The organism is Yoonia sp., from assembly GCF_046498525.1.
GTDB lineage: Bacteria > Pseudomonadota > Alphaproteobacteria > Rhodobacterales > Rhodobacteraceae > Yoonia.
On the sequence record NZ_JAWOAN010000005.1, the window covers coordinates 1 to 13,596 of the forward strand.

Below are 13,596 nucleotides of genomic sequence, written 5' to 3' on the forward strand. Positions count from 1 at the left end.
GAGGAAGCGCGCGCGCGCGAAGAGGCGTTGAACATCAATCCGATCTTGCGACGTTTGATCGAGAGCCGCCTGCAACAACTGGGGTTCAACCCCGGGCGGGTGGACGGGCAATTTGACGGCGACACACGCCGCGCGATCAGTCGTTATCAGCGGCAAGGTAACCTGACCGCGACCGGCTATCTGGATCAGGCGACCCTTGCGCGGCTTCTAGCGGATACCATCGGACGCTAGAGTCCGCTGCCCCAAAAGGAAAAGGGCGCCCCGTTGCCGGAGCGCCCTTTTTTCATGCAGCGCACCGCCTACTCGGCGCGTACGTATCTTTCCGCAAGCAAGCGGACAAATCCTTGGCCGCCGTCATATTGGCGCACGCCGATGATGTATGTTCCGGCCTGCAAGCGTGCGGCAACCAGACTATCGAGCCCATCGCCATAATCGTCGTTCAAGCCGACTTGCCGCCCCAGATCGTCATAGACCACCAACCATGGATCGCTATTGCCATTTGCAATCGCCTCGACAACCAGAAGACCTGCATCATCAAAGTCGATACTGAACCAGGTGACATCCTCTGTCGCTGATACATCCTGACGGATGCGCGAGGTGAGAACACCCAGATCGGTTACGGGGATGCTGCCGTCCAAGGGTGGCGCTGCCTCTCCTCGTGCGTAAAGGGTCAGCAGGGCTGCGGCGGGATCATATGCGCCGATGCTGATCGTGATGGGGACGCCGTCATCGCTCAGTGCGCTGACAGCGAGGCAATAGGTGCCAGCGGCTAGACTATCCGTCAGATCAAGGCGTGAATTCAGGCCATCATAGTCGTCGTTTTCGTCGATGTAGATTTCATCCGGTCCGTAAAGCGTGACGACCGGATCAGCGCTTTCGTTTTCTGCGATGATTGTAACGGGCGTTTGGCCATCAAGCTCAAAGCTCCAATATGGGGTTTCGTTCGCCGATGCCGAAACGCTGGTGCCCAAAGCGCCAAAAGGCACAGCGGTTTCACAACTGCCTGTAGATGCACCGCCGGAGCTGACGGCCGTACTGACCCCATCGGTCAGCGGTTCCTGATCCTGACGTCCGATGCGGACAAAGGCGGTCATCGGGCCACCATCATAGCTGCGCGTCGACATGCAGTATGTGCCCGGTTCAAGCGAGGTTTCCGCGCGTGATGCTGCATTTCCACCGGAATCGTCGTCAGACAGAATAATCCCGCCGGTGCTGTCCAGTAGATCAATCATCGGATCGCCGGAACCACGCCCTGCCGCCTCGACGCGGACATCGGTTGGGGCGCTTAATGTGAACAGGGAAACATAGTCATTGCCCCCCAGAACCAGTGCCATCTGTTCGCGAAAACTATCTGCAGTCGAGATATCCGAACTGGCCTGGTCACCCCCGATCCACTGCCCGTTGCTTCCAAAACCACTGCAAAGATCTTGCGCAAGGGCGGGTGATGCACTGCCCAGCAAGAGTGCCGCAATCGCGGTTGTTTTGAAGTTCAGGGGTCCCATGGGGCACTGTCCTTTGTCATTTCTACAAAATATTCTGGGGTAAGCGTAGCGTGACATGAACCGGAATTGCTAGGGTTGATCGTCTTTGGTGCGGGAAATCCGAGCGCGACAATCTTTGCAGAAATGGGCGCGTGAAAACAAAAAGGGCCGCACCAGCGGTACGACCCTTTTGAAATTCTGCTGTCGCAGGTTTAGCCCTGACGGGCCTTGAACCGGCGTTGCGTCTTGTTAATCACATAGACGCGGCCCTTACGGCGCACGACGCGGCAATCGCGGTGGCGCTGCTTGAGCGAGCGGAGGGAATTACGTACCTTCATGGGTTCGTTTCCTGTCTGTCGCGGCGCGCGGATTGCGCCTTGGGTTGCTGTTACGGGCCGAAACCCGGTGAATTCGTGGTGGACGATACTGGGATCGAACCAGTGACCCCTTCGATGTCAACGAAGTGCTCTACCGCTGAGCTAATCATCCATGTCCTCTGCATTTCGCAAACGTCCCATAACGAAATAGGACGCGGGCAATCCGCGTCGGTCGTGCGGTCTATAAAAGGAGTCGACAGAGGGATCAAGGGCTTTTGGTATTTTCCCAAAATGCGCTATCTAGGGGGGAAGAAGGGACAAAAAAGTGCTCAAAACCGCCTACAGTCTTGTCCGGCCCGAGACACGCACAACAAGCGTGGTCTTTGCCTCTCCGCACAGCGGGCGCGATTATCCTGCGTCCTTCTTGCGCCGAGCGGTCCTGAACGCGAGCGAGATTCGATCCTCCGAGGATGCTTTTGTCGATCAACTGTTTCATGCCGCGCCGTCACACGGTGCCCCGTTGCTGACTGCCAATGCGCCGCGCGCCTACGTTGACCTTAACAGAGGGGCCGATGAGTTGGACTCTGCCCTGATCGAAGGTGTCCGCCGCAGCGGCCAGAATCCACGCGTGGCAAGCGGCCTCGGGGTGATTCCCCGCGTTGTTGCAAACGGACAGCATATCTATAGCGGAAAACTGACGCTGGTCGAAGCGCACCAGCGGATTGCGCAATATTGGCGGCCCTATCACGATCAATTGCAAACACTACTGGATGAAAGCCACAATGCTTGCGGCGAGGCGATTCTGATTGACTGTCATTCGATGCCCCACGAGGCGCTTGAAAATGTGGGCCCTCCGGGAAGTGCGCGACCTGATGTCGTGTTGGGCGATCGGTTCGGGGCCACTGCTGCAGGATCGATCGTGGAGCGGATCGAAGCGGCCTTTGCCAGCGCGGGTTTGCGGGTGGCCCGCAATATGCCCTTTGCCGGTGCGTTCATCACGCAACACTATGGCCGTCCCTCGCGCCAGCAACATGCCATTCAAGTCGAAATCGATCGTGCGCTCTATATGAATGAGCGGACATTGGAGCCGAATGGAAGCTTTGAGGCATTTCGTACCCTTCTGACCGGCGTGATTGCCGAGTTAACCGAGATCGGTCGCACTGCCGATTACAAGGTTGCCGCTGAATAGACCGAGGGTCCCTAGCGCAACGCGCGCCCTTTGATGATGGCGTCTTTGCCGAATTTTGCGCGGATCAGGTCGGCGGCCTTTTCCGCCATCGCGCGTTTCTTCGCGCCCGGATCCAGCAGATCACCCATCCGATCTGCATCCGCCGCCGAGGTGATTTCGGACAGGCCAACACCCAGCAGGCGGAACGGGCCGCGATTGCCGACCTGATCGAACAGCCCTCGCGCTGTCCGGTAGACGGTATCGGCGATCTGGGTGGGGTGATGCAGGCTTTGCCGTTTTGAAATCAGTTTGAAATCTGATGTCTTCAACTTAAGCGTGACCACCCGCCCGGCCTTATCCTTGGCCTTTGCGCGTGCGCTGACCTTTTCGGCCATGCGCCACAGATGCCCGTCAAGAATATCCACATCGCCCGTGTCTTCATTGAACGTTGTCTCGTTCGAGAGCGTCTTGACCGGACTATGCGACGAAATCCGCCGCCCGTCCTCGCCGCGCGCGAGGCTGTAAAGCCGCTCGCCCATGCTGCCGAACCTGTCGTGCAGGTCACGCCGGTCCCAGCGCAGCAGGTCATCGAAGGTGCGAATGCCCGCGTTGTTCAGGCTGGACTGTGCGGCAGGCCCTATGCCCCAGATCAGGCGTACGGATTTGGGGCGCAGGAATGCAGTGGTTTCCGCCTTGCCAATGATCGAAAAGCCCCGCGGTTTATCGAGATCAGAGGCCACTTTTGCCAGAAACTTGTTGTGGCTCAGACCAATCGATCCGGTCAGCCCCAGCTCATCCTTCATCCGCTTGACCAGTCGGGCCAGCATGACCGCAGGCGGGGCGTGGTGGAGCCGCGCAGTTCCGGTCAGATCCATGAAAGCTTCGTCCAGTGACAATGGTTCGACCACTGGTGTCAGCTCGTCCATCATTTCGCGGATGGCTCTGGACGCTTCGACATAGGCGTCAAAGTTGGGGCGGACGACCACCGCCTCGGGGCAGAGTTTGAGTGCCTGAAACATCGGCATCGCAGATTTCACGCCTTTGATGCGGGCAACGTAACAGGCCGTTGAAACGACGCCACGGTGTCCGCCGCCGATGATCACGGGTTTGTCGGCCAACGCGGGATTGTCTCGCTTCTCCACGGACGCATAGAACGCATCGCAATCCATATGGGCGATGGTCAGGTCGAACAACTCCGGATGCCGCGTCACCCTTGGGCTGCGGCATTGCGGACAGCGGGTTTCGCTGTCGAATGTGGTCAGGCAATCGCGGCATATGGCTGGCATGGGTTTAGTCTATGAAGTGAAAGCTGTGGAGACAATGCGCCACAGTTCGGGATTTCCTGGCAGAATCCGCGCAACATACATCGGCATAAATTGAAATCGGCCCAAATCGCGCTTAGCTGTCCCTAATAACTATAAGGGACAGATATATGCCTATCGAAAACCTATTTTCCGAATTTCTGGGCCAGAATGTGCTCTGGATGCTGCTGGCGGTGTTCATCATCGTCAGCATCATGGCCGGTGTGCGGATCGTGCCGCAATCCGAGAAATTCGTGGTGGAACGACTGGGGCGTTTACGGTCTGTCCTCGGGCCAGGCATCAACTTCATCGTGCCTTTTCTCGACAGGGTGCGGCACAAGGTGTCGATCCTCGAGCGTCAATTGCCGTCCATGAATCAAGACGCCATTACGTCGGACAACGTGCTGGTGCAGGTTGAAACATCTGTTTTCTACCGCATCATAGAGCCTGAAAAGACAGTCTATCGTATCCGCGATGTCGATGGCGCGATCTCAACGACTGTGGCCGGTATCGTGCGCTCCGAGATCGGGCGCATGGAATTGGATCAGGTGCAGGCGAACCGTTCCAGCCTGATAGAGGCCGTCCGTACCCAAGTGGCTCAACAGGTCGACGATTGGGGGATTGAAGTAACCCGAGCGGAAATCCTTGACGTCAACCTTGATCAGGCGACACGCGAAGCGATGCTGCAACAGCTTAACGCGGAACGCGCGCGGCGCGCGCAGGTGACAGAAGCCGAAGGAAAGAAGCGCGCGGTGGAGCTGCAGTCGGATGCGGAACTTTACGCCGCCGAACAGGACGCAAAGGCGCGCCGGGTTCTGGCGGATGCCGAAGCCTATGCGACACAGGTGGTGGCCGTGGCGATTGCCGAAAACGGGCTTGAGGCAGCGCAGTATCAAGTCGCGCTCAAGCAGGTCGAAGCCTTGCAAAAGCTGGGCGATGGTACGGGAAACCAGACGGTTATCTTGCCCGCCAATGCGCTTGACGCCTTTGCCAATGCGTTCCAGATGCTGAAGGGACGTGGATAATGGCGCTTTGGACGGAATGGTGGGTCTGGATGTCGGGGGCGCTGATCCTCGCAACGCTGGAAGTGTTGATCCCCGGCTATATCTTTCTGGGCTTCGCAATAGGTGCGGCAATGATGGGGCTGCTGATCCTGTTCGGCATCTCAGCGTCGGGCCTCGCGCTGACGCTTGTCATCTTTTCGGTCTTGTCGTTGGTTTCCTATATTGTGATGCGCAAATTCTTTGCCCTGAAAGAGGGTCAGGTTAAAATCTGGGATACCGACGTCAACGACAACTAGCGCAGTCGTGGCCCTGTCAAACGCAAGCCCCCGACCTTACAGGTTGGGGGCTTTTGCTTGTGGCGATGCCAGTTCGGCCAGAATGCTTTGTGCCGCGGCTTTCGGGTTCGCGGCCTGCCAGATCGGACGACCCACAACGACATGGTCCGCCCCGTTGGCAACCGCTTGTGCGGGAGTCGTGACCCGCTTTTGATCACCCAGCGCCGCACCGGCAGGGCGCACGCCGGGGGTGACGATCAGCTTGCCTGCGGCCTCGGGCATCGCGCGGATCAACGCGGCCTCTTGCGGCGATGCGATGACTCCGTCGGCACCGTTGGTTAATGCGATACCTGCGCGTTCCCGCACCAGATCGGCGATATCACCCGCCTTGATGCAGGACGCATCCAGATCATCGCGATCCAGCGAGGTCAGGATCGTCACGGCAAGGATTTTCATATCCGAACCGGCGGCTCCTTCGCGTGCGGCGCGCACCACATGGGGGTCGCCATGCACGGTCAGGAAATCCAGATCAAATTGCGCCACGCCACGCACCGCAGCTTCGACCGTTGCGCCGATGTCAAAGAATTTCATATCAAGGAAAATGCGCTTGCCGTGTTCCTGCTTGAGTTCATTGGCCAAGGCCAATCCGCCGCCCGTCAACATGCCAAGGCCGATCTTGTAGAAATTCACGCTGTCGCCGAGTGTCTTGGCCAGTTCCAGCCCGTCAAGGACGTTGGGCACGTCCATCGCTACGATCAAACGGTCATCAAACATGCGGCTAGCTCCTTTATTGGCTTCCAAGCGGTCTAGCGATTGGGCGTTCGCGGTGCAACACATGCAATGTCCGGCAGAATTGATGTGCATCAAGATGATAGAGATTTTGCAGACTAGCTTTCGTCCTGCGCCTCTTGTTCGCACAATCGACGCCTTGGACTTGCACGATCCGTCCGGGCATCCCATTTACAAAGAGAGGCCCAATCAGGGATGTGCCGCCAAGTCGGGCATCTGAAATCACGGGCGCTTAACAAAGGAGAGACTCATGAACTTAGAAAAGTTCACTGAGCGGTCGCGCGGCTTCGTACAGGCCGCACAGACGATCGCAATGCGCGAGAACCACCAACGGCTTGCGCCCGAACATCTGCTCAAGGCACTGATGGATGATGAGGAAGGCCTCGCCTCCAATCTGATCACGCGTGCCGGTGGCAATCCCCAGTCAGTCATGACGTCCGTCAATGCCAGCCTTGCCAAAATCCCGCAGGTCACAGGCGAGGGCGCGCAGGCATATCTGGACAACGTAACCGCCAAGGTGATCGACGAGGCCGAGAAAGTCGCCAAGAAAGCCGGTGACAGCTTTGTTCCTGTTGAGCGTCTGCTGACCGCTTTAGCGTTGGTGAAATCCAAGGCGAAAGAGGCTTTGGACGCGGGCAATGTAACGGCCCAAAGCCTGAACGAAGCCATCAACGACATTCGCAAGGGCAGGACTGCTGACAGTGCCACCGCCGAGGACAGCTTTGAGGCGCTGGCGAAATATGCCCGTGACCTGACCGAAGCTGCCGAGCAAGGCAAGATTGACCCGATCATCGGCCGTGATGAGGAAATACGCCGCGCGATGCAGATCTTGTCACGCCGGACCAAGAACAACCCCGTTCTGATCGGTGAACCCGGTGTCGGCAAGACCGCTATCGCCGAAGGCTTGGCACTGCGCATCATCGATGGCGACGTGCCTGAAAGCCTGCGCAACAAGAAACTTATGGCGCTGGATATGGGTGCCTTGATTGCCGGTGCGAAATACCGTGGCGAGTTTGAAGAGCGCCTGAAAGCGGTTCTGAAAGAGATCGAAGCCGCTGCCGGTGAGATCATCCTGTTCATCGACGAAATGCACACGCTTGTCGGTGCGGGTAAATCGGACGGCGCCATGGATGCGGCCAACCTGATCAAGCCTGCGCTTGCGCGGGGCGAGTTGCACTGCGTCGGTGCGACGACACTGGATGAATACCGCAAGTATGTCGAAAAAGACGCGGCCCTTGCCCGCAGGTTCCAGCCCCTGATGGTTGAGGAACCTACAGTCAACGATACCATCAGTATTCTGCGCGGCATCAAAGAGAAATACGAGTTGCACCACGGTGTCCGTATTTCCGACAGTGCGCTGGTAGCAGCGGCCACACTATCACACCGCTATATCACGGACCGGTTTCTGCCCGACAAGGCCATCGACCTGATGGATGAGGCCGCAAGCCGTCTGCGCATGGAAGTGGACAGCAAGCCTGAAGAACTGGATGCGCTGGACCGCCAGATCCTGCAATTGCAGATCGAATCCGAGGCATTGAAGAAAGAGGACGACAAGGCCTCCAAGGATCGTCTGGAAAAGCTGGAAAAGGAACTGGCCGACCTACAGGACCGCGCATCCGAGATGACCGCGAAATGGCAGACCGAGCGCGACAAGCTGGAAAGCACGCGCAACGCCAAGGAAAAGCTGGATCGCGCGCGTGCCGAACTGGATATCGCCAAGCGTGAGGGCAACCTCGCCAAAGCGGGTGAGTTGTCCTACGGCGTGATCCCTCAACTTGAGCGTCTGGTCGCGCAGGTAGAAGAGGCCGACGGCGACGATCTGATGGTCGAAGAGGCCGTGCGGCCCGAGCAGATCGCCGAAGTCGTCGAGCGTTGGACCGGAATCCCCACGTCCAAGATGCTGGAAGGCGAACGTGACAAACTGCTGCGCATGGAGGAGGAACTTGGCAAACGCGTCATCGGTCAAAAGACTGCTGTGCGTGCCGTGGCCAATGCCGTGCGCCGTGCCCGCGCCGGGCTGAACGACGAGAACCGCCCGCTTGGGTCGTTCCTGTTCCTTGGGCCAACCGGTGTCGGTAAGACCGAACTGACCAAGGCCGTAGCCGAGTACCTCTTTGACGATGACAGCGCGATGGTCCGCATCGATATGTCGGAATTCATGGAGAAACACGCGGTCGCCCGTTTGATCGGCGCGCCTCCGGGTTATGTCGGCTATGAAGAAGGCGGTGTCTTGACCGAGGCCGTGCGGCGCAGGCCCTATCAGGTCGTACTGTTCGATGAAGTCGAAAAGGCGCACCCCGATGTGTTCAACATACTGCTGCAAGTTCTGGATGATGGTGTTCTGACAGATGGTCATGGCCGCACCGTGGACTTCAAGCAGACATTGATCGTGCTGACATCCAACCTTGGGGCGCAGGCGCTGAGCCAATTGCCTGACGGGGCCGATCCGGTACAGGCCAAGCGGGATGTGATGGATGCCGTGCGTGCACACTTCCGGCCAGAGTTCCTGAACCGCCTCGACGAGACGATCATCTTTGACCGTCTGGCCCGCGAGGACATGGCCGGGATCGTGACGATCCAGCTTGGACGGCTGGAAAGACGGCTGGCGGGGCGCAATATCCACATTGAACTGGATGATGCCGCGCTGAAATGGCTGGCCGACGAAGGCTATGACCCAGTGTTCGGTGCGCGCCCGCTCAAACGGGTGATACAACGGGCGTTGCAAGACCAGCTGGCCGAGATGATTCTGGCTGGTGATGTCATGGATGGTGACACGGTTAACGTGAGTGCCGGTGTTGATGGCCTCTTGGTGGGTGATCGTATGTCATCCAGCAACCGGCAGCCGCCAGAAGATGCGGTGGTTCACTAAACAGATCAGGGGCGCTTTGGGCGCCCCTTTTCGCGACATGGTGCGTGAAGCGCCACCGTCGTGCAATCTGTTCTTGTAGGTCAGGTGCGCTGTCCTATAACGGAGCCATGACAGAACACGCCTCCCAACCAGCACATTCGCTCTTCGACGACCTACAAGGCATCTCGCTTGGGGTTTTTCTGGCCAGTATCGGTTTGCATCTGCTAACCACGATGGGCCTGATTACGGGACAGACCGCGGGGATCGCCGTGATCATATCGTATCTCAGCGGGTATTCCTTTGGTCTGGTCTTTTTTCTGGTGAACCTGCCATTCTATGTACTGGCGTGGCGGCGCCTTGGCCGTGCATTTACGATCAAATCACTGATATCGGTGACGCTGTTGTCACTTCTTACCGAGATCATCCCCCACGGGATGGTATTCACCTATCTCGATCCTCTTTTGGGAGCTGTCACATTCGGTGCACTGACGGGTGTCGCGCTTCTTGTGTTGTTTCGGCACAATGGATCGCTGGGTGGTCTGGGCGTCGTGGCGCTGCTTATACAGGACACCACCGGGTTTCGCGCAGGGTGGGTGCAGCTGATCTTCGACCTGTGCCTCTTTGGGATCGCGTTTTTCCTCTTTGATCCGGTGCTGGTGCTTTACTCGCTGCTTGGTGCGGTGGTGATCAATGTGATCATCGCGATTAATCACCGCCGCGACCGCTATGTGGCGACCTGACGAAAAAAGCCCCGGCGTTGGCCGGGGCTTTCTCATCAAACCTTTCGCAAGGTCTTAGCTTGCTGGCAGGATCACGGCATCAATCACGTGGATCACGCCGTTGGATGCTTCGATGTCGGGCGTCACGACGTTTGCCCCATCAACCATCACGCCGCCTTCGGTCGTGATCGTCACGTCGGCACCGTTCACTGTTGTTGCCATCATGTTGTTGGACAGATCAGTGGACATCACTTTGCCCGGTACAACGTGGTAGGTCAGGATCGCAGCAAGTGCTTCTGGGTCGGCCAAAAGGGCTTCAACTGTGCCTTCTGGCAGAGCGGCGAATGCTTCGTCTGTCGGTGCGAATACAGTGAATGGACCGTCACCCTTCAGGGTTTCGACCAAGCCTGCGGCCTCGACAGCGGCGACGAGCGTGGTGAAGCTACCTGCTTCGATAGCGGTATCTACGATGTCCTTTGAATGACCCGCTGCAAAAGCGGATGTTGTCAGGGCAGCTGTTGTTGTCAGTGCGATAAAAGTTCTGCGTAGCATATTGTATCTCCCAAATTTCAAGGAATGCCATTTCGTTGGCATCACTCTTTATACGAGGCGGATGCACCTTGGATCATGGGGGGAAACTGCCGACGCGACTTGACGAAAATGCGATTTCGCCTAAGCCCGTCCTATTTTGCATTTCCAGTCACACCTGCGTGAGTCTTCGTGAATAAAACACGTCTTTTCCATCAAACATTTCAGTGATCTGGCGGCAACGTGAGACAACTTTCATGCTTTTTCCGCTATATGGTCTCTGACACGCAAAAGAACGGAGGTCCAAATGGCATATCGCTGGACGAACACACTGGGCACGGCTGACATCACGCCGAAGGCAACTTACCTGAACCGCCGCCAGATATTGGCAGGCACAGTCGGCTTGGGTGCAATCGGTCTGGCGGGCGGGGCATCTGCGCAAGGCGACATGGAACCCAATACGCTGGAAGAGATCACCAGCTACAATAACTACTACGAGTTCGGCACCGGCAAGAATGATCCGGCGCAGAACGCGCACAAGCTGGTCACCTCGCCTTGGTCGATCAAGGTTGACGGGATGGTGGACCGCCCCGGCGACTATGGATTGGAAGATCTGCTTGTCGGATTGTCGGTCGAGGACCGTATCTACCGGTTCCGCTGTGTCGAAGCGTGGTCGATGGTCATTCCTTGGAACGGGATCGAGTTGGCTGACATCCTCAATAAAGTGGGTGTGCAGTCCGGAGCCCGCTATGTGGCGTTCGAAACGGTCGTGCAGCCGGAGAACATGATCGGCGTGCAGCGCCGCGTACTGGACTTCCCTTATGTCGAGGGGCTGCGTCTGGATGAGGCGATGCACCCGCTGACGATCATGGCGACCGGCATCTATGACGAGCCGCTCTATAACCAGAACGGCGCGCCGATCCGTTTGGTTGTGCCGTGGAAATACGGCTTCAAGTCTATCAAATCCGTTGTACGCATCACGCTGACAGACCGCGAACCACCGACAAGCTGGAACAAGGCCAACGCCCGCGAATACGGCTTCTATAGTAATGTGAACCCGAACGTGGACCATCCGCGCTGGAGTCAGGCAACCGAACGGCGCATCGGTGGGGGGCTGTTTGCATCCCGTCAGGACACTTTGATGTTCAACGGTTATCCCGAAGTCGCCCCACTTTATGCCGGCCAGGATCTCAGCGTGGATATCTAGCATGGAGGTCCCACAGACATTGAACGGGGCGCTCCGTCGGCTTCCAGCGTGGACGATATATATAATCGGCGCCATTTACGCCGTCTGGGAGTTCTGGCGCGCCTTGAACCAGATCGGTCCTTATCTCGTCGAGCCGATCAATGTTCTGGAACGTGCGTATGGTGAAGTCGCCCTTATACTCATGGTCGCCGGTTTGTCGGTGACGCCCCTGCGCAACTGGACAGGCGTGAACCTGATCAAGTTCCGGCGGGCGATAGGGGTGACGACATTCTTCTATGTACTGGCGCATTTTCTGGTCTTTGCGATTCTGGATGTCCAAAGTATCAGCCGCGTCTGGGAGGAGATCGTAAAGCGCCCCTATGTGACGGTCGGAATGGCATCGTTTCTGATGCTGATCCCGCTGGCTATCACCTCGAACAACCGGGCCGTCCGCAAAATGGGTGCTGGCGCGTGGCGTAAACTGCACAAGCTGACGTATCCGGCGGCGATTCTGGGGGCTCTCCACTATCTGTGGCTCGTAAAGGGCTTCCAGCTGGAGCCCATCATCTATCTGGGAGTGATTTTGGGGCTTATCGCGACTCGTTATCTTGTCGTGGTCCGTAAAAGGCAGCTCGCGTAGGGCAAATCACCTGATTGTTTCACCGACCCGGCAGCAAAACTGCCGGGTCTTTGCGTTTTGAGGAGGTGAATCACAATGAATCACTCCGTTCAGTGAAGAGTGAATTACTTAACAAAGTGTGAATCGCTCCGATTCAGGTGGTTTTTCCCGTTCGTGAGGGTGTGAGTCTGCAAGAGACTTGTGGCAGACTCTGTGGATAACCCAAAATCTGGTGTGTTCTGTTTTCATTCTGCCCAAGGAAAATGCGACCTTGCCGATAGCCGATGCGATGAAAATACTTCAAGATACTAAAAACAATAGATAAATTATGCTTGTCACAAAAAATGCAAGTTTCTTGAAAAAAGCACTTGCGGGTATCGGCGACTAACCGTAGAACCCCCCTCACCGGCGGGGCTAACGAGTACCGACGGGGCGCCAGACGGGCCGGACGGAAGCGGAAACGCGGAAGGCGGCAACGAGGTGCGAGAGAAAAAACAGAGATATTGCAGGCGGGGCGCGCCACGAGTTTAGGGCGCATCTTGTTTCTTTTTGTCTCGACGCTGTTTGAAATTGATATATCTGAAGAGATATGTGGGCGGTTTGGTTCAGTTCGATGGATCAGACGTCTGTATATCAACGCTCTTAGGACTTCGGTTCGATGATAGAGTGTCAGCTTCACTGTTTGTCGGCTTCTGGTAACTTTGGTTACTGAAGCACAACAAACAGAGAAAACGCCATTTGGTTTCAGTAAGGCCAAGTGGTGATGTGCAGAGGTTCGAACGTCAAGGACGGCATCGCAAGATGCTTTCAACTTGAGAGTTTGATCCTGGCTCAGAACGAACGCTGGCGGCAGGCCTAACACATGCAAGTCGAGCGCACTCTTCGGAGTGAGCGGCGGACGGGTTAGTAACGCGTGGGAACATACCCTTTTCTACGGAATAGCCTCGGGAAACTGAGAGTAATACCGTATACGCCCTTCGGGGGAAAGATTTATCGGAGAAGGATTGGCCCGCGTTTGATTAGATAGTTGGTGGGGTAATGGCCTACCAAGTCTACGATCAATAGCTGGTTTGAGAGGATGATCAGCAACACTGGGACTGAGACACGGCCCAGACTCCTACGGGAGGCAGCAGTGGGGAATCTTAGACAATGGGCGCAAGCCTGATCTAGCCATGCCGCGTGAGTGACGAAGGCCTTAGGGTCGTAAAGCTCTTTCGCCAGGGATGATAATGACAGTACCTGGTAAAGAAACCCCGGCTAACTCCGTGCCAGCAGCCGCGGTAATACGGAGGGGGTTAGCGTTGTTCGGAATTACTGGGCGTAAAGCGTACGTAGGCGGATTAGAAAGTTGGGGGTGAAAT

The 13,596-nt window shown here is 57.0% G+C and carries 13 protein-coding genes, 1 tRNA gene and 1 rRNA gene; 9 read left to right on the forward strand and 6 right to left on the reverse strand.

Going from position 1 to position 13,596, the window contains the following annotated elements:
* Positions 1 to 231: peptidoglycan-binding domain-containing protein (locus R6T97_RS00190; protein WP_410347296.1), on the forward strand; the 231-nt coding region annotated here is incomplete at its 5' end.
* Positions 232 to 299: 68 nt separating this feature from the next.
* On the opposite strand, the gene R6T97_RS00195 is transcribed toward R6T97_RS00190, so the two are convergent.
* The 3 genes from R6T97_RS00195 to R6T97_RS00205 form a co-directional block, all read right to left on the reverse strand.
* A complete protein-coding gene (locus R6T97_RS00195; RefSeq protein WP_410347297.1) occupies positions 300 to 1,502 on the reverse strand; it encodes an ABC transporter substrate-binding protein in 1,203 nt (400 codons plus the stop codon).
* Positions 1,503 to 1,693: 191 nt separating this feature from the next.
* A complete protein-coding gene (gene ykgO / locus R6T97_RS00200; RefSeq protein WP_010141322.1) occupies positions 1,694 to 1,819 on the reverse strand; it encodes a type B 50S ribosomal protein L36 in 126 nt (41 codons plus the stop codon).
* A 76-nt stretch (positions 1,820 to 1,895) separates the two neighbouring features.
* Positions 1,896 to 1,970, reverse strand: a tRNA-Val gene (locus tag R6T97_RS00205).
* A gap of 153 nt (positions 1,971 to 2,123) precedes the next feature.
* Between R6T97_RS00205 and R6T97_RS00210 the strand changes: the two genes are divergently transcribed.
* Positions 2,124 to 2,987 (forward strand): N-formylglutamate amidohydrolase, encoded by an 864-nt coding sequence (locus tag R6T97_RS00210; protein WP_410347298.1) that lies wholly within the window; start codon positions 2,124 to 2,126, stop codon positions 2,985 to 2,987.
* A gap of 11 nt (positions 2,988 to 2,998) precedes the next feature.
* Here R6T97_RS00210 and R6T97_RS00215 read toward each other — a convergent pair whose 3' ends face one another.
* Positions 2,999 to 4,252, reverse strand: a complete 1,254-nt coding sequence (locus tag R6T97_RS00215; RefSeq protein ID WP_410347299.1) for a DNA polymerase IV — start codon at positions 4,250 to 4,252, stop codon at positions 2,999 to 3,001.
* Positions 4,253 to 4,398: 146 nt separating this feature from the next.
* On the opposite strand from R6T97_RS00215, the gene R6T97_RS00220 reads away from it, so the two are divergent.
* Complete coding sequence (locus tag R6T97_RS00220) at positions 4,399 to 5,292, forward strand: SPFH domain-containing protein (RefSeq protein WP_410347300.1); 894 nt, start codon at positions 4,399 to 4,401, stop codon at positions 5,290 to 5,292.
* On the forward strand, positions 5,292 to 5,567 hold the full coding sequence (locus tag R6T97_RS00225; protein ID WP_410347301.1) for an NfeD family protein: 276 nt from the start codon (positions 5,292 to 5,294) through the stop codon (positions 5,565 to 5,567). Before R6T97_RS00220 ends, R6T97_RS00225 begins: the two co-directional genes overlap by 1 nt.
* A 36-nt stretch (positions 5,568 to 5,603) precedes the next feature.
* Here R6T97_RS00225 and pyrF read toward each other — a convergent pair whose 3' ends face one another.
* Positions 5,604 to 6,320: an orotidine-5'-phosphate decarboxylase gene (pyrF, locus tag R6T97_RS00230; protein ID WP_410347302.1), complete on the reverse strand. Its 717-nt coding sequence runs from the start codon at positions 6,318 to 6,320 to the stop codon at positions 5,604 to 5,606.
* 265 nt (positions 6,321 to 6,585) lie between these two features.
* On the opposite strand from pyrF, the gene clpB reads away from it, so the two are divergent.
* Both clpB and R6T97_RS00240 read left to right on the forward strand, forming a co-directional pair.
* Positions 6,586 to 9,204, forward strand: a complete 2,619-nt coding sequence (gene clpB / locus R6T97_RS00235; protein ID WP_410347303.1) for an ATP-dependent chaperone ClpB — start codon at positions 6,586 to 6,588, stop codon at positions 9,202 to 9,204.
* Positions 9,205 to 9,311: 107 nt separating this feature from the next.
* Entirely contained in the window at positions 9,312 to 9,923 is a 612-nt protein-coding gene (locus R6T97_RS00240) for a YitT family protein (RefSeq protein WP_410347304.1), read from the forward strand.
* Between the two features lie 54 nt (positions 9,924 to 9,977).
* Here the strand turns inward: R6T97_RS00240 and R6T97_RS00245 are convergent, their stop codons facing one another.
* On the reverse strand, positions 9,978 to 10,454 hold the full coding sequence (locus R6T97_RS00245; RefSeq protein WP_410347305.1) for a fasciclin domain-containing protein: 477 nt from the start codon (positions 10,452 to 10,454) through the stop codon (positions 9,978 to 9,980).
* A gap of 283 nt (positions 10,455 to 10,737) precedes the next feature.
* On the opposite strand from R6T97_RS00245, the gene msrP reads away from it, so the two are divergent.
* The 3 genes from msrP to R6T97_RS00260 form a co-directional block, all read left to right on the forward strand.
* A complete protein-coding gene (msrP, locus tag R6T97_RS00250) occupies positions 10,738 to 11,637 on the forward strand; it encodes a protein-methionine-sulfoxide reductase catalytic subunit MsrP (RefSeq protein ID WP_410347306.1) in 900 nt (299 codons plus the stop codon).
* A 1-nt stretch (position 11,638) separates the two neighbouring features.
* A complete protein-coding gene (msrQ, locus tag R6T97_RS00255) occupies positions 11,639 to 12,256 on the forward strand; it encodes a protein-methionine-sulfoxide reductase heme-binding subunit MsrQ (RefSeq protein WP_410347307.1) in 618 nt (205 codons plus the stop codon).
* A 787-nt stretch (positions 12,257 to 13,043) separates the two neighbouring features.
* Positions 13,044 to 13,596 (forward strand): 16S ribosomal RNA (locus R6T97_RS00260); the annotation flags it as partial.